22 protein-coding genes and 1 riboswitch are annotated in these 21,807 nt (G+C 64.8%); of the genes, 11 read left to right on the forward strand and 11 right to left on the reverse strand.

All coding sequences use genetic code 11. The annotated features are described in order from the left end of the window. Window positions 1–83 precede the first annotated feature (83 nt). From ABJ196_RS09650 to rplS, 3 genes are all read right to left on the reverse strand, one after another. Window positions 84–662, reverse strand: a complete 579-nt coding sequence (locus ABJ196_RS09650; RefSeq protein ID WP_347306598.1) for a hypothetical protein — start codon at window positions 660–662, stop codon at window positions 84–86. Beyond that, a complete protein-coding gene (locus tag ABJ196_RS09655; RefSeq protein WP_347306600.1) occupies window positions 589–1,590 on the reverse strand; it encodes a cutinase family protein in 1,002 nt (333 codons plus the stop codon). Before ABJ196_RS09655 ends, ABJ196_RS09650 begins: the two co-directional genes overlap by 74 nt. Window positions 1,591–1,684: 94 nt before the next feature. Next, a complete protein-coding gene (gene rplS, locus ABJ196_RS09660) occupies window positions 1,685–2,029 on the reverse strand; it encodes a 50S ribosomal protein L19 (protein ID WP_066486884.1) in 345 nt (114 codons plus the stop codon). Between the two features lie 171 nt (window positions 2,030–2,200). Continuing rightward, window positions 2,201–2,316: riboswitch (TPP riboswitch) on the forward strand. Here rplS and thiC point away from each other — a divergent pair. The 6 genes from thiC to ABJ196_RS09690 all read left to right on the forward strand — a co-directional run bounded on the left by thiC (window position 2,313) and on the right by ABJ196_RS09690 (window position 7,870). Then, window positions 2,313–4,058, forward strand: a complete 1,746-nt coding sequence (gene thiC / locus ABJ196_RS09665) for a phosphomethylpyrimidine synthase ThiC (protein ID WP_347306602.1) — start codon at window positions 2,313–2,315, stop codon at window positions 4,056–4,058. It overlaps the preceding riboswitch by 4 nt. A 3-nt stretch (window positions 4,059–4,061) precedes the next feature. Continuing rightward, complete coding sequence (locus ABJ196_RS09670) at window positions 4,062–4,715, forward strand: thiamine phosphate synthase (protein ID WP_347306604.1); 654 nt, start codon at window positions 4,062–4,064, stop codon at window positions 4,713–4,715. After that, complete coding sequence (gene thiO / locus ABJ196_RS09675; protein WP_347306606.1) at window positions 4,712–5,824, forward strand: glycine oxidase ThiO; 1,113 nt, start codon at window positions 4,712–4,714, stop codon at window positions 5,822–5,824. Before ABJ196_RS09670 ends, thiO begins: the two co-directional genes overlap by 4 nt. 2 nt (window positions 5,825–5,826) lie before the next feature. Continuing rightward, window positions 5,827–6,021 (forward strand): sulfur carrier protein ThiS, encoded by a 195-nt coding sequence (thiS, locus tag ABJ196_RS09680; protein ID WP_347306608.1) that lies wholly within the window; start codon window positions 5,827–5,829, stop codon window positions 6,019–6,021. A gap of 2 nt (window positions 6,022–6,023) precedes the next feature. Beyond that, on the forward strand, window positions 6,024–6,803 hold the full coding sequence (locus tag ABJ196_RS09685) for a thiazole synthase (RefSeq protein WP_347306610.1): 780 nt from the start codon (window positions 6,024–6,026) through the stop codon (window positions 6,801–6,803). Then, window positions 6,800–7,870 carry a ThiF family adenylyltransferase gene (locus ABJ196_RS09690; RefSeq protein ID WP_347306612.1) on the forward strand — a complete coding sequence of 357 codons (1,071 nt, stop codon included), beginning with the start codon at window positions 6,800–6,802 and terminating at the stop codon, window positions 7,868–7,870. Before ABJ196_RS09685 ends, ABJ196_RS09690 begins: the two co-directional genes overlap by 4 nt. 160 nt (window positions 7,871–8,030) lie before the next feature. On the opposite strand, the gene ABJ196_RS09695 is transcribed toward ABJ196_RS09690, so the two are convergent. Together ABJ196_RS09695 and ABJ196_RS09700 are read right to left on the reverse strand one after the other, a co-directional pair. Further along, on the reverse strand, window positions 8,031–8,894 hold the full coding sequence (locus tag ABJ196_RS09695) for an NAD(P)H-binding protein (protein WP_347306614.1): 864 nt from the start codon (window positions 8,892–8,894) through the stop codon (window positions 8,031–8,033). Window positions 8,895–8,959: 65 nt separating this feature from the next. After that, entirely contained in the window at window positions 8,960–11,239 is a 2,280-nt protein-coding gene (locus ABJ196_RS09700; protein WP_347306616.1) for a Tex family protein, read from the reverse strand. A 37-nt stretch (window positions 11,240–11,276) separates the two neighbouring features. On the opposite strand from ABJ196_RS09700, the gene ABJ196_RS09705 reads away from it, so the two are divergent. Further along, window positions 11,277–12,260 (forward strand): FAD-dependent oxidoreductase, encoded by a 984-nt coding sequence (locus ABJ196_RS09705; RefSeq protein WP_347306618.1) that lies wholly within the window; start codon window positions 11,277–11,279, stop codon window positions 12,258–12,260. An 85-nt stretch (window positions 12,261–12,345) separates the two neighbouring features. On the opposite strand, the gene ABJ196_RS09710 is transcribed toward ABJ196_RS09705, so the two are convergent. The 3 genes from ABJ196_RS09710 to rimM are packed head-to-tail and all read right to left on the reverse strand — an operon-like array spanning window position 12,346 to window position 14,055. After that, entirely contained in the window at window positions 12,346–12,708 is a 363-nt protein-coding gene (locus tag ABJ196_RS09710) for a hypothetical protein (RefSeq protein WP_347306620.1), read from the reverse strand. Next, window positions 12,698–13,558 carry a tRNA (guanosine(37)-N1)-methyltransferase TrmD gene (trmD, locus tag ABJ196_RS09715; protein WP_347306622.1) on the reverse strand — a complete coding sequence of 287 codons (861 nt, stop codon included), beginning with the start codon at window positions 13,556–13,558 and terminating at the stop codon, window positions 12,698–12,700. The genes ABJ196_RS09710 and trmD overlap by 11 nt, the downstream gene beginning before the upstream one ends. Then, the gene (rimM, locus tag ABJ196_RS09720) at window positions 13,555–14,055 is read right to left on the reverse strand and encodes a ribosome maturation factor RimM (RefSeq protein ID WP_347306624.1); all 501 of its coding nucleotides are present in this window, start codon (window positions 14,053–14,055) and stop codon (window positions 13,555–13,557) included. The genes trmD and rimM overlap by 4 nt, the downstream gene beginning before the upstream one ends. 81 nt (window positions 14,056–14,136) lie before the next feature. Between rimM and ABJ196_RS09725 the strand changes: the two genes are divergently transcribed. The 3 genes from ABJ196_RS09725 to ABJ196_RS09735 are packed head-to-tail and all read left to right on the forward strand — an operon-like array spanning window position 14,137 to window position 15,305. After that, entirely contained in the window at window positions 14,137–14,550 is a 414-nt protein-coding gene (locus tag ABJ196_RS09725) for a cupin domain-containing protein (protein WP_347306626.1), read from the forward strand. Window positions 14,551–14,607: 57 nt separating this feature from the next. Then, the gene (locus ABJ196_RS09730) at window positions 14,608–14,973 is read left to right on the forward strand and encodes a TetR/AcrR family transcriptional regulator (RefSeq protein WP_347306628.1); all 366 of its coding nucleotides are present in this window, start codon (window positions 14,608–14,610) and stop codon (window positions 14,971–14,973) included. Beyond that, window positions 14,937–15,305 (forward strand): hypothetical protein, encoded by a 369-nt coding sequence (locus ABJ196_RS09735; protein WP_347306630.1) that lies wholly within the window; start codon window positions 14,937–14,939, stop codon window positions 15,303–15,305. Before ABJ196_RS09730 ends, ABJ196_RS09735 begins: the two co-directional genes overlap by 37 nt. Before the next feature lie 272 nt (window positions 15,306–15,577). On the opposite strand, the gene rpsP is transcribed toward ABJ196_RS09735, so the two are convergent. Beyond that, complete coding sequence (rpsP, locus tag ABJ196_RS09740; RefSeq protein WP_066486968.1) at window positions 15,578–16,084, reverse strand: 30S ribosomal protein S16; 507 nt, start codon at window positions 16,082–16,084, stop codon at window positions 15,578–15,580. A 363-nt stretch (window positions 16,085–16,447) separates the two neighbouring features. Here rpsP and ABJ196_RS09745 point away from each other — a divergent pair, with 363 nt between their 5' ends. Beyond that, entirely contained in the window at window positions 16,448–18,685 is a 2,238-nt protein-coding gene (locus ABJ196_RS09745) for an acyltransferase family protein (RefSeq protein ID WP_347306632.1), read from the forward strand. A 113-nt stretch (window positions 18,686–18,798) separates the two neighbouring features. Here the strand turns inward: ABJ196_RS09745 and ABJ196_RS09750 are convergent, their stop codons facing one another. Both ABJ196_RS09750 and ffh read right to left on the reverse strand, forming a co-directional pair. Then, a complete protein-coding gene (locus ABJ196_RS09750) occupies window positions 18,799–19,950 on the reverse strand; it encodes a TIGR04053 family radical SAM/SPASM domain-containing protein (RefSeq protein ID WP_347306634.1) in 1,152 nt (383 codons plus the stop codon). 213 nt (window positions 19,951–20,163) lie between these two features. Beyond that, the gene (gene ffh, locus ABJ196_RS09755) at window positions 20,164–21,798 is read right to left on the reverse strand and encodes a signal recognition particle protein (protein ID WP_347306636.1); all 1,635 of its coding nucleotides are present in this window, start codon (window positions 21,796–21,798) and stop codon (window positions 20,164–20,166) included. Between the last annotated feature and the right edge of the window lie 9 nt (window positions 21,799–21,807).

Consider the following 21,807-nt stretch of genomic DNA (forward strand, 5'->3'; position numbering starts at 1 on the left):
GTGTACGCCACAAGGTGTATTTCGCCCCTCCAGAGGGGGAAATAAACCTTCTGCCTCACACCTTTTGGGTAACACGCATCGAGTCAGCGCGACGCTGAGCGCTCCCGCAGCACTCCCCGCGCGACCTCGAGCAGCCACTCGTCCGCCCAGTCGCGGCCAAGCTTGCCGTCAACGTAGAAGCCCTGCTCGAAGTAGGACACGTGCGTATAGCCGAAGTCGCCAGCGACGCGCAGCGAGTTGATGGTTCCTTGGTTGGCTGGATCCGCCATCGCCGCGTCGAGACCCGCGGCGTGTTGAAGCTGCGCGACGAGCTGCGTCGTGACCTGCTTGGCCGCGCGCTGGCGCAGCTGCGTGGGCGTGTCCAGCTTCGGCACGAGTCCCAGGTGATAGGCCTGCCAGTAGACGGACTCGGCGGCATCGACGGCCTTGAAGCCCTCGACTGCTACGTCGAACCAGGCGCCCGCCTCAGGACTTATCGAGTTCAGCGGCTCGGACGCGCCCTCAAGCACCGGGATGAGGTAGTCCGACATCGCGCCCTCATACGCAAGGTTGGGCAACGCCGCGATGAGCCCGATGCCCACGAGCTGCTCAATAGACAGTCCCGGGTGCGTATGCGACTCGAGAATCAGGTAGTACTGGGACAGCTCCGCCACGGTCGCCACGAGTGCGGGCACCTGGAGGATGGACGCACCCGACTCGTCTAGGGCCGCGCCCACTTCTTTGCCCTCTGACATCCCGGCGAGGAAGCGCTTCCACCACGCGGGGCGTTAACGTATCCGAGGGGCCTTCCCATTCGACGCGATTGGCGTAGTCTGCGATATCGCGCACGATGGTGTCCGAGGGAGTCGCGCATGCCATGTCCGTGTTATTGCACAGGGAGACAACCTTGCCCTCCATGCCTGCGAAGTTTCCGGGGCGCTGGCCGGTCATGCCCTCGCGACCAGCGCTCACGCCCGTCCCGCCGTCGAGGATGATCTCGCCATTCGCCGCGCGTGTGCCCGCGGGCACCGGACCGTAGAGCTTTGCGGGTCGTGCCGGTGGGGCGCCGAGCCGTGCGCGGCCGGGGTCGGCAACAAGGATGACCGCGGCGACATCGTCAGGCGTCACGTCCTTCACGCGGCCGGCGGAAATCTCTGCGGCGATATCACCGGCGACCGAGGCACCCTGGGAGTAGCCAATCACCATGTAGCGCGTGGAAGGGCACGCACGCTCGACGTACTCGAGCTCGCGGCGCGCGTCCTCGACGCCTGCACGCACGGATTCACCATAGGTCGCGGCTTCCGAACCCAGCGCGTTGGGTTGGAAAGCGCTGAATCGGCCGAGGGAGGCCGGATATTGGATATTCGTACCGCTCACATCATCTGCGCCGAGACGAATCTGGAGCGTATCCACGGGATTCCACCCGCTGAAGTCGAGCCCCACCGGCTCCGCGGTGTAATACCGCGCGCTAAATCCCGTGCCGGCCGCCTGCAGAACGTGAATGGCCGTGCACTGGCGTGCGACCGCGCGCGGGGTCGCATGCACCGAAAGCACGGCAATCGCAGCGACCCGAAGGCAGGCAAGCACAGAGCGGAGAGCAGAGGCAGTCACGAGGGAATTCTAAGCCGTGCCGCGGAGCCCCACATAAAACGGCGAAACCGCCCCGCTCCAGTACAGGAGACGAGGCGGTAACAGCGCGCTAGAACTAGCGGCGCTCCTTGATGCGAGCCTTCTTGCCACGCAGGTCGCGCAGGTAGTACAGCTTCGCACGGCGGACACGGCCACGGCGAACGACCTCGATGGAGGCGATGTTCGGGGAGTGCACCGGGAAGGTACGCTCGACGCCGATACCGAAGGAGACCTTACGGACGGTGAAGGTCTCGCGGATGCCAGCGCCCTGGCGGCGGATGCAGACACCCTTGAACAGCTGGGTACGCTCGGTGGTGCCCTCGATGACCTTGACGTTGACGTCAAGGGTATCGCCCGGGCGGAAGTTCGGGATATCCTCGCGCAGCGAGGCCTTGTCCAGCAGATCAATCTTGTTGGTCATTGATTTTCCTTTTCAATTTGAGACAGAGGACCCAAGCGCTTCCGCACGGAAGCTGACCGGTTCGTGCCTGTTACATAGAACAGCCATCTATTGTTCCATAACCCCTGCACCCAAACAAAATCTCTCAAATCGCTGACAAACCCGAGGCCTTGTGTTTAGTCTAGGACTTGCACTTATCCCCACGGGAGCCCGCATGGAAGCGGGCTGAGATGGCCGCTGGAACCGCGGCCGCACCGTTCGAACCTGTCTGGTTAGCACCAGCGAAGGAAGAGAGGTCAGGCCCATGTCGGCTACCCATGAGCAAGAAATCCACCCCAAGCACTCCTACTCGCCGATCCGTGAGAAGGGTCTCGAGGTCCCGGAAACCGAAATCCGACTCGACGACTCCCCCACCGGCCCCAACGAGCCTTTCCGCATCTACCGCACCCGCGGCCCGGAGTGCGATCCCACGCAAGGGCTTCCGCCCCTGCGGAAAGCGTGGATCGAAGAGCGTAACGACACCGAAGAATACGAGGGCCGCGCACGCGATCTCGCTGACGACGGCAAGTCTGCCCAGAAGCGTGGTGCCGCGTCCCAGGAATGGAAGGGCGAACGCCGCGCTCCAAAGCGGGGAACCCAGCGCGTCACCCAAATGCACTACGCCCGCCAGGGCATTATCACCAAGGAAATGGAATTCGTCGCCCTGCGCGAGCACTGCGATCCAGAGTTCGTCCGCTCCGAGGTCGCCCGCGGGCGCGCCATCATCCCCAACAACATCAACCACCCCGAGTCCGAGCCCATGATCATCGGCCGGAAGTTCCTCACCAAGATCAACGCCAACATCGGCAACTCGGCGGTCACAAGCTCCATCGAGGAAGAAGTGTCGAAGCTGCGCTGGGCCACCCGCTGGGGCGCGGACACCGTCATGGATCTCTCCACGGGCGACGATATCCACACGACCCGCGAGTGGATCCTGCGCAACTCCCCCGTCCCCATCGGCACGGTGCCCATCTACCAGGCACTGGAAAAGGTAAACGGCATCGCGGAGGACCTCACCTGGGAGATCTTCCGTGACACCGTCATCGAGCAATGCGAGCAAGGCGTGGACTACATGACCATCCACGCCGGCGTGTTGCTTCCCTACATTCCGCTCACCACCGAGCGCGTCACCGGCATCGTCAGCCGCGGCGGTTCCATCATGGCCGGCTGGTGCCTCGCCCACCACAAGGAATCCTTCCTTTATGAGAACTTCGACGAGCTCTGCGAGATCTTCTCCCGCTACGACGTCGCCTTCTCCCTCGGCGACGGCCTGCGCCCCGGCTGCCTCGCGGACGCCAATGACACCGCGCAGTTTGCGGAGCTGAAGACCATCGGCGAGCTCACCCGTCGCGCCTGGGAGTACGACGTCCAGGTCATGGTCGAGGGCCCCGGCCACGTCCCGCTCAATATGATTCAGGAAAACAACGAGCTGGAGCAGGACTGGGCTTCCGATGCCCCCTTCTATACCCTCGGTCCCCTCGTCACCGATATCGCGCCCGGCTACGACCACATCACCTCGGCCATCGGTGCGGCCCACATCGCGATGGGCGGCACGGCGATGCTCTGCTACGTCACGCCGAAGGAGCACCTCGGCCTGCCCAACCGCGACGACGTGAAGACCGGCGTGATTACGTATAAGTTGGCGGCCCATGCCGCCGATGTCGCCAAAGGTCATCCCGGAGCCCGCGCCTGGGACGACGCGATGAGCAAGGCCCGCTTCGAGTTCCGCTGGCACGACCAGTTCGCGCTCTCCCTCGATCCGGATACCGCGCAGGCCTACCACGACGAAACCCTGCCGGCCGAGCCTGCGAAGACCGCCCACTTCTGTTCCATGTGCGGCCCGAAGTTCTGCTCCATGCGCATCAGCCAGGACATTCGCGACACCTTCGGCGCGAAGCTCGGCATGCCCACCATGCCTGCGCCCGCTGGCGCGTCCGCAGAAGCAGCAGGAGAAGCCCTCAAAGCCGCCGAATTCCGCGCCGCCGGCTCCGAAATCTACCAGGAGGTTTAATCCATGCGCGCCGATCTGCGCTGTTACTTTGTCACAGGCTCCGAGCCTGCCGGTGCCCTCGCCCGCCGCGCCGCCGCAGCCGCTTCAGGTGGGGCCGGGGTCATCCAGGTACGTTCGAAACCCATTTCGGCGCGCGATCTCTATGACCTGGGTGCGGCGGTATCCACCGCCGTCCACGCCGCGAATCCAGACACCGCCGTCGTCATCGACGACCGCGTCGACGTCGCCCTCGCCCTGCGCGAGGCGGGCTTTCCCGTCGCCGGTGTCCACCTGGGTCAGGACGATCTCCCCGTCCGCGCGGCCCGCGCGCTCCTCGGCCCCGACGCCCTCATCGGGCTCACCACCGGCACCCTGGCCCTCATCGAGGATGCCAACCAGTACGCGGACGTCCTCGACTACGTCGGCTGCGGTCCTTTCCGTGCCACCCCCACAAAGGACTCCGGCCGCCCACCGCTGGGGCTCGAGGGCTATCCCGCCATCGTCGCCGCCTCGCAGCTGCCCGTCGTCGCTATCGGCGACGTCACTGCTGACGACGCAGCCGACCTCGCCGGCACCGGCGTCGCGGGCGTCGCCGTCGTCCGCGGCATCATGCATGCCGACGATCCGGCCGCCTACTGCACGCGGATCCGCGACGCGTTCTCGGAGAAGAACGCATGAGCCGCGTCGTCATCGTCGGTGCCGGCATCGTTGGGCTCACCACCGCCGTCGAGCTCGCGAACGCCGGCCACAACGTCACGGTTCTTGATCCCGCGCCTGCCTCCGGCGCCACGCACCACGCTGGCGGCATGCTTGCGCCCGCCGCCGAGGTCGTCTATCAGCAAGACCCGCTCTTCCCGCTCATGCAGGCGGCCGGCGCCTGGCACCCGCGGCTTATCGAACTCGTCGCAGCGCACACGGACCTGCCCACCGGATACCGCACCGAGGGCACCCTCGTCGTCGCCGCGGACCGCGCGGACGCGCAACATCTCTCCGAACTGCTCGACTACCAGACCGCCCACGGCATGGAGGTCGAACGCATCACGACCCGAGCCGCCCGTTCCATGGAGCCTGCGCTCTCCCCGCGTCTCGCCGGTGCCGTCTCCATCCCCGGCGACACGCAGCTCTTCCCGCGGATGTTCGCCGCGGCCGCCCTCGACGCCGTGCGCAATCTCGGCGCCGACGTCCGCACCGAGCGTGTCACCCGTATCACCCCAGACGGCGAGGTCACCACCGACCAGGGCACCCACCACGCTAACGCTGTGGTGCTCGCAGCCGGACTCGGCGCCGCCCACATCAACGGCTGGTACGAGGACACGAACCCGCTTCAGCTGCGTCCCGTCTATGGCGACATTCTGCGTCTCCGCGTACCCGAGTCTCTCCAGCCGCTTGTCACTCGCGTTGTCCGCGGCTTCGTCGAGGACCGCCCCCTCTACGTCATCCCCCGCGTCGACGGCACCATCGCAGTGGGAGCGACAACCCGCGAAGACGACCTTCCCCGCCGCGTCGGCAGCGTCTACGACCTGCTCCGCGACGCCATCCGCGTCGTCCCCGGCCTCGAGGAATGCGAACTCCTCGAAGTCACCACCGGCGCCCGCCCCGGCACGCCCGACGATCTCCCCTACCTCGGGCGCCTCCCGCACGCGCCACAGATCATCGTTTCCACCGGCTACTTCCGGCACGGCATCCTGCTCTCCGCTCTCGCTGCTCGCATGACCCGCGAGCTCATCGAAGAGCAGCCTCTCACTCTCGACCTCACCGCCTGCCATCCGCTTCGGCATAAGGACTAACCATGCACATCACCCTCAATGGCTCCCCACACGAGACCAACGCCACAACACTCGCCGAGCTCATCACCGAACTCGGCGCGCCTGAGGACGGCACTGCCGCCGCTATCAATGCCCGCGTCGTGCCCAAGTCGGGGTGGCACACAGCGCTCGAACCCGGCGCGACCGTTGACTTACTCACCGCCGTCCAAGGAGGCTAAGAATGCTCACCATCGCTGATAAGAACTTCGACTCCCACCTCATCATGGGTACCGGCGGCGCCACGAGCTTCGACGCCCTCGAGTCCGCGCTCGCGGCTTCGGGCACGCAGCTCACCACCGTCGCCATGCGCCGCTTCAACCCTCACGCCGGCGGCGAGTCCGTCTTCGGGCTGCTCAAGCGACTGGGTATCGCACCGCTGCCCAATACGGCGGGCTGCCGCACGGCCCGCGACGCCGTGCTCACGGCACAGCTCGCCCGCGAGGCGCTCGGCACGAACTGGGTGAAGGTCGAGGTCATCACGGACGAGCACACGCTGCTTCCCGATATCGTGGAGACCCTCGACGCCACCGAGCTCCTCGTCGCCGAGGGCTTCACAGTTCTCGCGTACACCAGCGACGACCCGGCCGCAGCACAGCGCCTCGAGGACGCCGGCGCCGCCGCAGTGATGCCGCTCGGCGCACCCATCGGCACGGGACTAGGCATCCTCAACCCGCACAATATCGAGCTCATCTGCTCCCGCGCGCAGGTTCCCGTCCTCATCGACGCCGGTATTGGCACAGCTTCCGATGCCGCCCGCGCCATGGAGCTCGGCTGCTCCGGTGTCCTCCTCGCCAGCGCCGTCAACCGCTGCCAGGATCCGACGGCCATGGCGAACGCCATGCGCCTCGCAGTTGAATCCGGCCTTCTTGCGCGCGACGCTGGCCGCATTCCGAAGCGCGAACATGCCCAAGCTTCCTCCACCTTCGAGGGCTTCGCGTCGTGGCAAGAGGCGGTTCTGTGACGCCCTTATCTCCGGAGGAAGAACGTCGGACCGCCCGCCAAACCCTGCTCATCGGTCGCGACGCGCAGCAACGACTCCACAACGCACACGTCCTCGTCGTGGGCGCTGGCGGCCTGGGCTGCCCGGCACTGCAGCAGCTGGTAGCAGGAGGCATTGGCAAGCTCACGCTCGTCGATGACGACGTCGTGGATCTGACAAACATCCACCGGCAGGTGCTCTTTGGTGCAGCGGACGTTGGTCGCCCCAAGGCGGAGGTCGCAGCCGCCCGAGTACGCGACCTCCAGCCCGGCGTGCAGATCGACGCGCGACGCGAGCGTCTCACTTCAGACAACGCGCTCGACCTCGTCGCCGTGGCAGACCTCGTCCTCGACGGCAGTGACACCTATGCAACGAAGTATCTGGTCGCGGACGCCTGCGAGATGACGTCGACCCCGCTCGTCTGGGGCACAGTCCTACGCTTCCACGGCGACGTCGCGCTCTTCCATTCCGGCGCCCACACCCCGGACGGTCGTGGCGTGGGCCTGCGTGATCTCCTCCCCTCCCCGCCGTCAGACACCGCGACGTGCGAGACCGCCGGCGTCCTCGGCGCGACGACATCCGTCGTGGGCGGACTCATGGCGACCACGGCCTTGGGGTTTCTCTCTGAACTCGACGCACCGGTCGGACGGGTGACGAGCTACGACGCCTTCCCGCCCCAGTTCCGCACGCTCACCGTGGGCGCAGACCCGGCGCGCCCACTCGTCACCCACCTGCCGGAAGCACAGAAGACTAGCGCTATCGCGCGATGGCCCGGCGCGGTTCTCGATATCCGCGAATACGAGGAGCGACTCTTGGTTGAGCTCACGCCCCCGCCCGGCACACGTCTCGTTGAGCTGCCACTCTCCCGCATCCACGACGACGCCCACGTCGCCAACGCCCTCCGAGAGCTCGACGCCGACGACGTGGGAGTCCTGTGTGCTCTGGGCAAGAAGTCCGCCGCTTTCGCACTGCGTTACGAGGAGCTCGCGAACACGTGCGGTGCACGCCTACACAACATTGACGGCGGAGCGCGTGTCCTCGGTTCCTAGCTAAACCAGTGGCATGTCTATCGAGCTCAAGTCTTGGTCGGTGACCGACTATCTCGACAGCCCTGAAACCATCGCCGCCTTCTCGACCGATCGCAGCTCACCGAGATCGTGAAGTCGCTCCGCGCCGTCGGGGTGCCCCTGCGCGTCAAACGATGGACGACTAGCCAGCGATTTCCTCGCGGAAGGTCTGCTCCAACGTCGTCGTGTCGTGGCCGATGAGCTGAGCCAGGGTCTCGGACGGGCCGTCGAGGCCGCCCTGGGCCACGGCGGTGTCCATGCCAAGCAGGAAGCCCATGGTGCCTTCGTCGACGCCTTCGGCCTCGAGCTTGGCGCGGTGGCCATCCTCGTCGGACTCGAGGAACTCGATTTGCTGGCCCGAGACGTCAGCGACGGTCTGGGCGAATTCGAGCGCGGTCCAGGCGGTCTGGCCGCCGAGCTCGAGGGTTTCGCCACGGTGCTCATCCGTCGTGGCGAGAACAGCGAGCGCCTCCGCGTAGTCCTTGCGGGAAGCGGATGCGATCGTGCCGTCGCCGGAGTGGGCAAAGTGTGCACCGCGGGCGACGACGAGCTGGTAGGCGTCGAGGTAGTTCTCGTTGTACCAGTTGTTGCGAGCAATCGTCGTGGTAATCGGCGAAGCAGCGAGACGCTCCTCCGTCGCCTTGTGCTCCGGCGCGACGAAGAGCGGAGAGTTATCCGCGCGGGTCGCCGAGGTGTAGATGATCTCCTTCACGCCGGCCTTCTCGGCTGCGTCGATGACGTTGGCGTGCTGCTGCTCGCGCTGGCCCACCTCGGAGCCGGAGATGAAGATGAGCGTCTCGACGCCATCGAGCGCGGCGTCGAGGGTCGCCGGATCGTGGTAGTCCACGACGGCGGTCTGCAGACCCACGTCGGCGAGTGCCTGCAGCTTGCCCTCGTGACGGCCCATGCCGCGGATATCGCCGGGCTGCACGCCTCGATTCATGAGTGCGACGACGGTGAGCGCGCCGAGCTGGCCGGTCGCGCCGGTCATGCCGATGGTGGTCATGGAAAACTCCTTACAGTTAGTGTGTTTTCCACGACTCTACCCCGCTTTAATCTTGAAGCGGCGAGCTAGCGGCCAAAGCCTGCGTTGCGGAGGGCATCGGCAAGCGAGCCGCCGCCCTGGTTGCCACGGGACTGCTTATTGCCGCCCTTGCTCTTCGGGCCGCCTTGGCGGCCCCCGCCGCGCTTTTTCGGCGCAGGCTGACCCGGCTCGTCATTAAGACGCAGCGACAAACCGATGCGCTGACGCTCGACGTCGACCTCCATGACCTTAACCTTGACGACTTGGCCGGAGCGAACGACCTCATGCGGGTCCGAGATAAACTTGTCGCTCATCGCGGAGACGTGGACGAGGCCGTCCTGGTGGACTCCCACGTCAACGAAGGCGCCGAAGGCCGCGACGTTGGTGACGGTGCCCTCGAGGATCATGCCCGGCTTCAGGTCAGAGACCTTCTCGACGCCCTCCTTGAAGGACGCGGTCTTGAACTCTGGGCGCGGGTCGCGGCCGGGTTTGTCGAGCTCCGCAATGATATCGGTGACGGTGGGCACGCCGAAGGTCTCGTCCGCGAAATCCGCGGGCTTGAGCTTGGTGAGGACGGCGGAGTTGCCGATGAGTTCGCCAACTCCCAGGCCGGTGGACTCAGCGATGCGAGCGACGACCGGGTAGGCCTCCGGGTGGACGGCGGACGCGTCGAGGGGATCCGTGCCGCCGGTAATGCGGAGGAAGCCGGCGGCCTGCTCGAACGCCTTGGGGCCAAGTCGCGGGACCTTCTTGAGTTCCTTGCGCGAAGCAAAGGAACCGTTCTCGTCACGGTAAGCAACGATATTGCCCGCGATGGTGGAGTTCACGCCGGCGACGCGCTCAAGCAGCGGGGCCGAGGCCGTGTTGAGGTCCACGCCCACGCCGTTGACGGCGTCCTCGACCACACCGTCTAGGGTGCGAGCAAGCGCGGTCTGGTTCACGTCGTGCTGGTACTGCCCCACGCCGATAGCCTTGGGGTCGATCTTGACGAGCTCCGCGAGCGGGTCCTGGAGGCGGCGCGCGATTGACACGGCGCCGCGGAGGGAAACGTCCATGTCCGGGAATTCATCGGCGGCCAGTTGCGAGGCGGAGTACACGGAGGCGCCGGACTCGGAGACCACGACGGGCGTGGGGCGCTTGCCGCCGGCCTTCGCGATGAGGTCCGCGACTTCGTTGGCCATCTTCTCGGACTCACGGGACGCGGTACCGTTGCCCACGGCCATGAGATCGACGGAGTGCGTCGCGCAGAGCCCGGCGAGGGTCTGCACGGCGTCGTTCCAGCGGTTCTGCGGCTGGTGCGGATACACAATCGCGGTGTCGAGCACCTTGCCGGTGGGGTCCACGACCGCGCACTTCACGCCATTGCGGTAGCCCGGGTCGATGCCCAGGGTCGCGCGCTGGCCGGCGGGGGCAGCAAGCAGGACGTCGCGCAGGTTCGTGGCGAAGACCTTGAGCGCGCCCTCTTCAGCGATTTCTTTGAGGCGCATGCGCACGTCGAGGCCAGACGAGATGTAGAGCTTGGTGCGCCAGCCCCAATGGACGGCGTCAGACAGCCATTTCGAGTCCTTGACATCCAAGTCGAAGCGGTCGGCAATGAGTCCCTCGTACTGCGCATCGTCGCCCGCGTCGAGGTTCAGTTGCAGGATGCCTTCGCTCTCACCGCGCAGGAGCGCGAGGATTCGGTGGGACGGCAGCTTGTCGAAAGGCTCAGAGAACCCGAAGTAATCCTTGAACTTCACGCCTTCCTGCTCCTTGCCCGCAACAACGCCAGCGGTCATGGTGCCGTCGGTAAACATCTTCTCGCGGACCTCGCCGACGAGGTCCGCGTCGAGTGCGAAACGGTCGATGAGGATGGCACGGGCGCCCTCGAGGGCCTTCTTCGTGTCTTCGAAGCCCTCGGTCTTGTAGTGTTCCGCCAGCTCGGCCGGGTCCGCGGTCGGATTCTCGATCAGCTTATCGGTGAGCGGCTCGAGGCCAGCCTCGCGCGCGATGTCCGCCTTGGTCTTGCGGCGCTTTTTGTACGGCAGATACAGGTCCTCCAGGCGCGCCTTGGTCTCGCAGCCGAGAATGAGCGCCTTGAGGTCGTCCGTGAGCTTGCCCTGCTCCTCGATGGCGGCAAGCACCGTCTCCTTGCGCTCCTCGAGTTCACGCAGGTACGTCGCACGCTCCTCGATGGTGCGCAGCTGACTGTCGTCGAGCCCGCCGGTGACTTCCTTGCGATAACGCGCAATAAACGGCACGGTATTGCCCTCGGCGAGCAGCTTGAGCGCTGCCTCGACCTGGGACTCGCGTACCCCGATTTCTTGTGCAATGGTAGCTGCAATCATTCGCCTGATTCTACCGGTCGCTTTAGACTCGATCTGTATGAGGGATTGCATCGTCATCGGCGGCGGCCAAGCCGGACTCGCGACCGCGTACTACCTGCGCCGAGCTGGAATCGAACCGCTCATTCTCGACGATCAGAACGGCCCCGGCGCGGCGTGGCGCCATGTGTGGCCGTCCATGACGCTGTTTAGCTTGGCGAGCTTTTCTAATCTGCCGGGCATGCCTATGCCGCACTATGACGGTTTCCCGCCAGCCAGTCACGTCATTGCATACCTAGAGAAATACGAGGAGCGCTACGGCTTCGAGGTGCACCGGCCCGTACACGTGTCCTCCTTGTCGTGGACTGGTTGCTCCTATGCGCTGGAGACCTCCGTCGGCGCGATGGAGGCGCGCACCGTCGTCGCAGCGACGGGCACGTGGTCCGCGCCGTACGTGCCCTTCGTCCCCGGCGCCTTCGACGGGACCCAATGGCATTCGGCCCGCTACCCCGGACCTCAGCCTTTTGAGGGCACGCGCGTCGCCGTCGTCGGCGCGAAGAACTCAGGCGCGCAGATCGCAGCGGAGCTCACCCGCGTCGCTGACGTGACGTGGTACACCCGCCACGAGCCGCGGTGGATGGCGGATGATGTGGACGGGCGCGTGCTTTTTGAGGACGCACACCGCCGCGCCATTGCGCTGATGCGCGGCGAGCCGGATCCCGGGCCAGGCCCTACCGGGGACATCGTCATGCTGCCAGAGATCCTCGAAGCGCGTGATTCCGGCAGGTTGAAAGCGACACCGATGTTCGACTCCCTCGACCGGGTCAAGGCAGATCACTTGATTTGGTGCACCGGGTTCCGTCCGGCGCTGCGCGCGCTGCGGGCTGTCCTTGACTCTTCGAGCGGCACGCCAGTGCCGCTCCATCCGGGTCTCTTTCTCGTGGGCTACGGCGACATCGTGGGCCCGGGCGCCGCGACGATAACCGGCGTAGGTCCGTATGCCAAGCGCGCAGCGGCCGGAGTTAAAGAGCTTCTCAACGACTAGGCTAAACGCCCTTTCCCCACCATAACTTCGAAAATCTGACAGATTTTTAAGAGTTAGGGTGGGGAAAGCGCTGGGGCTCGGCATGCTACAGGCACTGCGCCTTGCCGGGACGCGTATCAAAGGCATCGTCAGCGAGGTGGCCCTCGTTGGAGGTGCCGTACCAGAGCGCGTTCTCCGGCAGGGCCGCGACGACGGCCTGCGTCAACGCGCGCGGGGCAAGTTCGGTCTCCACGTTGAGGGTGAGGCGGTACGTGCCCTGGGTAATCGGCATGGAGTCGTACTTCGCAGTGTATTCGGACACCAGGATGTTCTCCGGGGTGCAGGCGGACTCGACGAGGGTACATGACTCACGCTCGACGGTCGTCTCGGGAGCGAGGGCCGCAGCGAGGTCGAGGCCCGCGATGTCCTGCGGCGACATGAGCACGGTGAGATCAGTATTAGCCTTCATATCCAAGTTCCTTTAAGTAAGCGCGGTCTTTGATGTCCAACGCCACGCCTTCCAGCAATTCGGGGCGGCGCTCCAGAGTTCGCTTGAGGGCTTGGTCGCGGTGCCAGCGGTCGACGAGCGCGTGGTTACCGGAGGTGAGCACTTCGGGAACCTCGAGCCCGCGCCATTCGCGGGGCTTGGTGTAACTCGGGCCCTCGAGCAGCCCATCGGAGAAGGAATCCTCTTCGTGCGAGCGTCTATTGCCCAGGACGCCCGGGATCAGGCGTACGACGGCCTCGGCGATGACGAGGACGGCAACTTCCCCACCGATGAGGACGTAGTCGCCAATGGAGACCTCGCGCACGCGGTACCGGTGCGCCGCATCATCGACGACGCGTTGATCGATGCCTTCGTAGCGTCCGCATGCGAAGACGATGTGCTCCTCGCGGGACCAGGCGCGGGCATCGGGCTGCGCGAAAGGCTTTCCAGCGGGAGTTGGCACGATAAGCAGCGGCAACGACGGGTCTTCGCCTTCACGCACGTCACGACCCTCGTAGGGGGTTGCCTCAACGCCCTCAACATCGTCGTGCGTCGGACGAGCAAGGTGCGGAAGCGAGGACTCGAGTTCAGTGGCCGCGGCGGTCCCCGCGGCGACATCATCCAGCGCAGGGCCCCAGACCTCCGGCTTCATGACCATGCCAGGGCCGCCGCCAAACGGCGAGTCATCCACTGACTTGTGGACGTCCGTGGCCCAGCCGCGCAGGTCGTGGACGCCGACAGAAAGGCGACCTTGTTCGATGGCTTTGCCCAGCAGCGCGTGGCGCAGCGGGTCGAGATACTCGGGAAAGATGGTGACAACGTCGAGCCTCATAGATCGAACAGCCCCTCTGGCGGAGTGATGGTGCACGTGCCAGCCTCCAGGTCAATGTCGGGCACAATTTCCTCGACGAACGGGACCAAGACTTCCTTGCCACCGTCGAGAGTGAGCTCGAGGAGCGACTGCGCGGGGCCGTGCGTGACACCGGTGACCTCACCGACATCGGCACCGTTGTGAATGACGCGCAGGCCTTCGAGCTCGTGGTCGTAGAAGCCATCATCGTCCGGGTCGTCAAGCGGCGGCGCGAAGAACTGGGTGCCGCGCAGCGTATCCGCCGTCGTGCGATCCTGAATCTCCTCGAAGAAGATAAGGAGTCGTCCCTTGTGTTCGCGCACGGACTTCACCGTGAGCGTGTGTTCCTTCTTTCCTTGCGTGCCATGCAGGACCTCGCCCACGGCGTACCGGATCTCCGGTTCGTCCGTCGTGGGCTCGACAACGAGCTCGCCCTTGATGCCGTGCGATTTGATGACGCGGCCGATGAGTAATTCCATGCCGCCTACTCTATCGGGTCAGGCTTTCGCTGCGACTAAGAACACCTACCAGGCGGTAGAGCGAGCCCGTAGGCTAGGCACATGACAACTCCAGAAAACCCTTCCTCCCTGCCCATCAATGACGTGACGACCTTCGGCGACGCCGCGCACGAGGGCGGCGGACTCGTCTTCCTCGATTTTCTTGCGGAGGCGCCTGCTGCCGATGCCTCCCGCCCGCGCCCCGCAGTCAAGCGTGTCCTCAGCGGACACCGCGCCAACTACATCGTCTTCACCTTCGTGCCCGGCCAGACCTTGCCGGATCATAAGGCGGCCCATCCCATCACCGTGCACGTCCTCAAGGGCTCTGTGCTCTTCGAGTGCGAAGGCGACACCCACGAACTGCACCCGGGTGTCGCAGTCCACCTGCCGGCCTACCTTCCGCATGCGGTGCGGCTGCCGGAAGACTCTGATCACAGCCAGGCGATCATGCTGCTCACCATGCACACGGGTAAATAAAGCCGATAAGAGCTGGCGATAACACCCACTGGCCTGAGACACTTATAATCTGTTTCTGTGAGTACTAAGCCTTATCACCACGGGAACCTCAAGGGCGAGTTGTTGCGCGTCGCCGAAGAGATCGGCCGCGAAGAAGGCCCCGAGGCGATCTCCATTCGCCAAGTCACCCGCCGCGTCGGTGTGTCCCCCACGGCGGCCTACCGCCACTACACGGACCAGGAGGAGCTTCTCAACGCCGTATCCACCCGCGCGGTCGACGAGCTCATCGCGCGTCTCAACGTGGTCCTCACCGATCACGAGAGCCGCCCCCTCGTTGCGGACCGTATGATGGCGTGTGCGTGGGTCTCTTCAACTTCGCGATGGAAGAGCCCCAAATGTTTCGTTGCATGCTCGCCGGACGTGGCTTGGACCTTCCCACCGTGATGGGCGGCAGCGGCGGTGATGAGGAGCATCTCGAGCCGCACGTACAGGCGCTGCGGGAATTCTCCGAGTGTTTCCGCATCCATGCCCAGCGCACGGATGGCGTGAGCCACCTCCAGTACTTCATGCAGAACGCGCTCGCCGCGTGGTCCACGGTCCACGGCTTTACCGTCCTATGTACGACCGGCCAGATGGCGGATCTGCCGCGTGAGATGAAGAACGAGCTCGCCCAAGGCGTCTTCGCCTCTGCCATGCGCGGCACAGACTTCGCGGATGTCAACGACCCGTTCCGCAACTACCCCGACGGCCAGCCGGATTCGGACGACGATACCTAGGCCGTCGCGCCCATTACGTTGGTAGCAGTTCCACCCTAGGGCACCGAAGATTCATAGCCCGTCCACCCGGGTGGGCGGGCTATGTTGATGGTTTATGTCCATTCCCGCCATCCGAAAGGACAGCGGAACTAGCCACTGGCTTCGTATGGCCTATTCCTGTCCCTGTCTGACAATGATCCGGGGGGTGTTCCTGCTCTAGGGGCACATTGTATGGGCAAGAACGCACGCGACCCCGCAATTGCGAACGGTTACGGGGTAGCGCTTAAGCAGAATTACTCTGCGGACTCCTCAGCCGGAGCTTCCTCAGCAGCCTCAGCCTCAGCGGCAGCCTTGGCCTCAGCCTCGGCGGCGGCAGCAGCCTCAGCAGCAGCCTTAGCCTCGGCCTCTTCCTTGGCCTTGCGCTTCTTCTCGGTGATGGCCTCGAGGGTCGGGCCGTTGGCAGCCTCAGACAGAGCAGCGTTGAAGAGGTCAAGCTTGGACGGCTTCTCCTCGGCAACCTGGAGGGTGCCCTCGGCGCCCGGCAGGCCCTTGAACTTCTGCCAGTCACCGGTGACCTTCAGCAGAGCGAGTACCGGCTCGGTCGGCTGTGCGCCGACGCCCAGCCAGTACTGTGCGCGCTCGGAATCGATCTGAATGAGGGACGGCTGCTGCTTCGGGGAGTAGATGCCGATGTTCTCGATAGCCTTACCGGAACGACGGGTGCGGGCATCAGCGATGATCACGCGGTACTCAGGGGTACGGATCTTACCGATACGCTGCAGCTTAATCTTAACGGCCATGATTGGCTCCTTTGTGTGTAGTCACTGGGCAGTACAGACACGCGAGCCGTGTGCTCGCGCCGGTTCAACCCTCGGATTTAGCCTGCGTGTGACATGCCCGCCGTCCGTAGGCGGTGGGGGCGTTACGCAGGATAAGTATCAAATTGTGCCGCCACATGCGTGGCAACCCGACATATATTACAGGCAACCAGGCCAATTCCGGAAATCACGTCGCGTCAGTTCCGGTTTTCATGCATGCGCCAGGTAACCTTACGGGCCGTACCTAGTTTATAGCTTCCCGTTTGCCTGCTCTTTCTTTCCCCCGTCTCCTGCGACGGGATTATAGGAGGAGCACTAAGGACGAGGTCAGGACCCACCCACACCATGGCAGAATCAACACGAAATTTCCGCTACCGTTACGATCTTGATGGGCTGCGCGGCATCGCGATCGGCCTCGTCGTTCTCTATCACGTCTTCGTGGGACGCGTCTCCGGCGGCGTGGACGTCTTCTTGTTGCTCTCCGGCTACTTCTTCCTAGGCTCCCAGCTACGCTACGTGGAAAAGCCACATGCCTCCTTTAACCCGTGGTGGCCGATCTGGCGCACGCTGCGCCGCCTGGTCCCGGCGCTTGCGCTTACGGTGGGCGCTACGTACCTCCTCGTCAAGTTCTTCACCCCGCAACTGCTGCGCACGGAGCTCGTCCAGCAGATCACGGCGACGGTGTTCTACTACCAGAACTGGGAGCTGGCACGGCAGAACGCCGATTATGCGGCGGCATCGGCAAGCACCTCGCCGCTGCAGCACCTGTGGTCCATGGCCGTGCAGGGCCAGTTCTATGTCATGTCCATCGCGCTTGCGCTGGGCCTGGGGCTCCTCGTCCGCGCACTAGGCCGCCGCACCCTCACCGTGCAGAAGATCGCCGGCCCCATCCTCGTTATCGTCACGATCGCGTCCTTCGCGTACGCCTGCCGCTTTGGTCTCTACGGCCCGGCCGCAAACTACTACTCTACGTGGTCGCGTGCGTGGGAGCTCACGCTCGGCGGCGTGCTCGCCATCTACGGCGCAAAGCTGGCCATCCCCCAGCGCTTTTCCAACTTCTTTACGGGCTTCGGCCTCCTCGCGCTCATCTGCACGGGCGCGCTTATCGCGAATACGACGGCCTACCCCGGCCCCCTGTCTTTGCTGCCGCTCGGCGGTGCCGTGCTCATCATTCTGGGCGGCGGCGGATCCCTGTCCCAGGCCATGGCCTCGAAGAAGGCACGCTGGCTCGGCGACATCGCCTACCCGCTCTACCTGTGGCACTGGCCGCTACTCATCCTGTCCACGGCGTACCTGGGCATGGAGCGCCCCACCTGGTGGCTGGGCGTTATCATCATCGCCATCTCGCTCGTCCTCGCGGATCTCACGCACCGCTTCCTCGAGCGTCCGCTGCGCCAGCGCCGCAAGCGCCCGACGCGTGACGATATGCCGGTCAATTCTGCGCTCGCCTCTCTGCGCACTACGGCCGGCGCCTGGCGCGGCGTGGGCGGCGTGCTTATGGGCGCTGCGACCATTGCACTGCTTACTATTCAGCCCGTGTGGATGTCCCAGGTCCGCGACGGCGAGGGTCTCACCCTCGACCCCGCGCGCTACCCCGGCGCCATGGCGTTCAACGGCACCCCGGCCCCAGAGGGTGTCACGGTCCAGCCGGATCCTATCCTCGTGGGCGGCATCATGCCTCCGACCTCGACCTCGCATTGCTTCGTGGCGAAGCAGGCGGATCCGGACTTCTACAACACGGAACGCGTCGACGGCACGCCGTGCATCTTCGGCGACCAGGATGCGGACTTCAAGGTCTACCTCGTCGGCGGTTCCCACGCCGAGCAATGGGCCTCGGGCCTAGACAAGCTTGGCCGCGAGATGCACTTCCAGCTCGTTCCGATTCTCCGCCAGGACTGCCCCATCGAGTTGGGCGATGACGTCACGGTCACCCCGGAGTGCAAGACCTGGGCCGAAGGCGCCGTCTCGCAGATCGTCGAGGGCGGTGCGGACCTCGTCATCTCCAACACGACGCGCCCACAGGACTTCTTCGGTCACGGCCCCGACGTCGTGCCGGCCGGCTACGCCGCGTTCTGGGACTACCTCGCGGAGCAGAACATTCCGTTCATGGGCCTGCGCGATAACCCGTGGGGCTTCGACGCCGCTGGCGTGGGCCGCGAGTTTGACGAGTGCTACGTCGCAACCCAGGACGTGGACGCGTGCAGCATGGACCGCAACCAGGTCTACGCCCCAGTGGATCCGGCCGCGATTGTGCTTGCGAAGTACAAGAACATGATCGCCATCGATACCTCCAACTGGTTCTGTGACGACACGCAGTGCCCCGTCATCATCGGCAACGTCTTCGTCTACCGCGACATGCACCACATCTCGAATGCCTTCGCAGACTCCGCGATGCCGCTGCTGCGCCAGTACATCGAGCCCTTCATGAAGGGCGAGACGGTCCAGCAAGAGGCTCCCGATGCCCCCGCGGGCGACGACCCCGCAGCCCCCACCGCCACGCCATACGACGAAGCACACCAGAACCCCCGCACCACGGCGCAAGTTGCCCCCTACCCCATGGTCGCGGCACCCACCGCGGTCTAAACCCGCCTCACGCCGCACATGGCCCTAGGAGGTTGGTCATTTACCCAGCTCGCCGAATTCCTATGAATTTCGGTGAACAGCGCGAATGGCCAACCTGCTAGGGCCTTCTCGTTTTACGAGGCGGCTTGGAGTTGCTTCCATGCCTGCGGCACGTACGCACACGTCGGGTCAGAGGCGAGCGGATCGCCCGTCATGGCGAACGCAGTCGACCGCGAGCCACCGCACACGGAGGCAAATTCGCACACGGAGCACTTACCCGACCACTGCTGCGGATCGCGCAGCTTCTTAAACACCGGCGAGTTGGCGTAGATATCCGGCAGGGTCTGCTCCTTGACGTTTCCGCAGTGCATGGGCAGGAAGCCGTTCGGGTACACGTCGCCGAGATGGTCGATGAAGACGAAGCCGGAACCCGCGTTGATGGCCATGGGCGGACGCGGACGGCGAGTATGCTCGGCCGGTCCCAGCAGGCGCTCGGTTTCCGCGGTGAGGAACTTATAGAGCTCGCCGCCTTCGTAGGGCTGTCCCTTGGAGCGCTGAATGACAATGCGCCGGTACTGCGGGCCCTCCGTCGTCTTGATGGCGACGCGGTTGGACACGTCGTGGAGCCAGTTCATGGCGTCTTCACGCTCGAGCGGGTTGAGCGCACCAAGTCCCGTGCCGCGGCCGGTGGGCACGAGGAAGAATACGCTCCACAGCTTGGCGCCCATGTCGATGACGCGCTTGAGCAACGCCGGGGCTTCCTTCACGTTGTTCGACGTGATGGTGGAGTTGATCTGCAGGCGGAAGCCCACGTCCGTGACAATCTCCGCCATCTCGACGGTGCGGTCAAACGTGCCGCTGAAACCGCGGAAGTAGTCATGCGTTGCGGCCGTCGCACCGTCGAGGGACAGCGAGAGTGCCGAGCCTCCCACCGCCTTGAGGCCTTCCAGGCGCTCGCGGGTCAACCGTGGCGTCACGGACGGCGACAACGAAATGTTGAGCCCCAGCGAGGTGCCGTATTCCGTAAGTTCCTCCAGGTCACCGCGCTCGAACGGATCGCCGCCGGTGAGGACGACGATGGGACGCGGCTTGTCATAAGTCGCGATGGAGTCGAGCAACGCCTTGCCTTCCGCCGTGGTGAGCTGCCCCGGCGCCGGCTCGTGTTGCGCGTCCGCACGGCAGTGTTTGCACACGAGCTGGCACGCACGCGTGACCTCCCAAATAGCGATGAACGGCTTGGCGTTAATATCGTGGCGCACCTGGCGCACGATGGGCGTGTCCTTCACGGAGTCCCCTCACTGAAGCGAATGTTTTCTACAATTTTAGTCGTAGAAAACATTTCCGTGAAATCACACGCCGCTGTGCAGCGGCCAGTAATCCACACGCTCGATTCCACGAGCGAGGCTGGTCGTTGCCTGCGGATGGACGGGAAGGATAGTCCACTGGCTCGTCATGCATTCCTCATAAAAGGCGCATGACGAGTGGGGCAGGTGAACGGGTTACTTCTTCTTGCCCTGGCCGAAATCGAGGTTGTCGAGGTCGATGTTTTCCATACCCTTGGGCAGCTTCATGCCTCCCATGCCACCCATGCCGGGGAAGCCACCGCCTTGGCCCATCTGCTCCTGCATCTTCTGCAGTTCCTGCATGGAGGGCATGCCGCCGGGCATACCCGGCATTCCAGGCATGCCACCGCCGCCACCGAGACGCTGCTTGGCGGGCTTACGCTTGCCGTTCTTGCCCTTGCGGCCCTTGGGCTTCTTTTTCGTGGCGGAGCGGCCGCCGCCCATGCCAGGCATGCCGAACTGGCCGGCCATGCGCGACATCATCTTCTTCGCCTCGTTGAAGCGCTCGATAAGGGAGTTGACCTCAGAGACGGTCACGCCAGAACCGTTGGCAATGCGCTTGCGGCGCGAGGCGTTGAGGATCTTGGGATTCTCACGCTCTTCGGGGGTCATACCGCGGATAATTGCCTGGATGCGGTCGAGCTGCTTTTCGTCGACCATGTCAGCCATCTGCGACATCTGCTTGCCGCCCGGCATCATCTTGAGCAGGTTGCCGATGGGGCCCATCTTGCGGACCATGAGCATCTGGTCAAGGAAGTCGTTGAGCGTCATCTCGCCCGAGCCGATCTTCGCTGCGGCTTGCTCGGCCTTTTGGTGGTCGAGGGTGGCCTCAGCCTGCTCGATGAGGGTGAGCAGGTCGCCCATACCGAGGATGCGGCTCGACATGCGCTCCGGGTGGAAGACGTCGAAGTCGTCGAGCTTCTCGCCGGTCGATGCAAAAAGAATGGGCTTGCCGGTGACCTCACGGATGGACAACGCGGCACCACCGCGGGCGTCGCCATCGAGCTTGGTGAGCACGACACCGGTGAAGTCCACGCCGTCACGGAAGGCCTCGGCAGTCTGGACGGCGTCCTGGCCGATCATCGAGTCGATGACGAAGAGGACTTCATCTGGGTTCACAGCGTCGCGGATATTGCGAGCCTGCGTCATGAGCGTTTCGTCGATACCGAGGCGGCCGGCGGTATCGATGATGACCACGTCGTGCTGGGTGCGCTTGGCTTCCTCGATACCGGCCTGGGCGACGGCAACCGGGTCGCCGTGGGAGGTGCCCATCTCGTGCTCGCTGGTGTCGATGGACGTGCCGGGGTCCGGCGCGAAGGTGGGCACGCCGGCGCGCTCGCCCACGATCTGGAGCTGCTGGACCGCGCCCGGACGCTGGAGGTCACAGGCCACGAGCATGGGCGTGTGTCCGTTCTTCGCCAAGTGCTTGGAGAGCTTGCCGGCGAGCGTCGTCTTACCGGCACCCTGAAGGCCGGCGAGCATGATGACGGTGGGCGGGTTCTTCGCGAACTGGAGGCGACGCGTCTCGCCGCCGAGGATCTCCACGAGTTCCTCGTTGACGATCTTGACCACCTGCTGGGCAGGGTTGAGCGCCTCGGAGACCTCGGCGCCAGCGGCGCGCTCCTTGATGCGCTTGATAAAGCCGCGGACGACGGTCAACGAGACGTCGGCCTCGAGCAGCGCGAGGCGGATTTCGCGGGCCGTCGTGTTGATATCGGCCTCGGTCAGCTTGCCCTTGCCGCGCAGCCCGGAGAGGGCGGATTGTAGGCGGTCAGATAGTGATTCAAACACTACGGTGGC

The organism is Corynebacterium sp. SA-MJD20WY100, from assembly GCF_039822565.1.
Classification (GTDB): domain Bacteria; phylum Actinomycetota; class Actinomycetes; order Mycobacteriales; family Mycobacteriaceae; genus Corynebacterium; species Corynebacterium phoceense_A.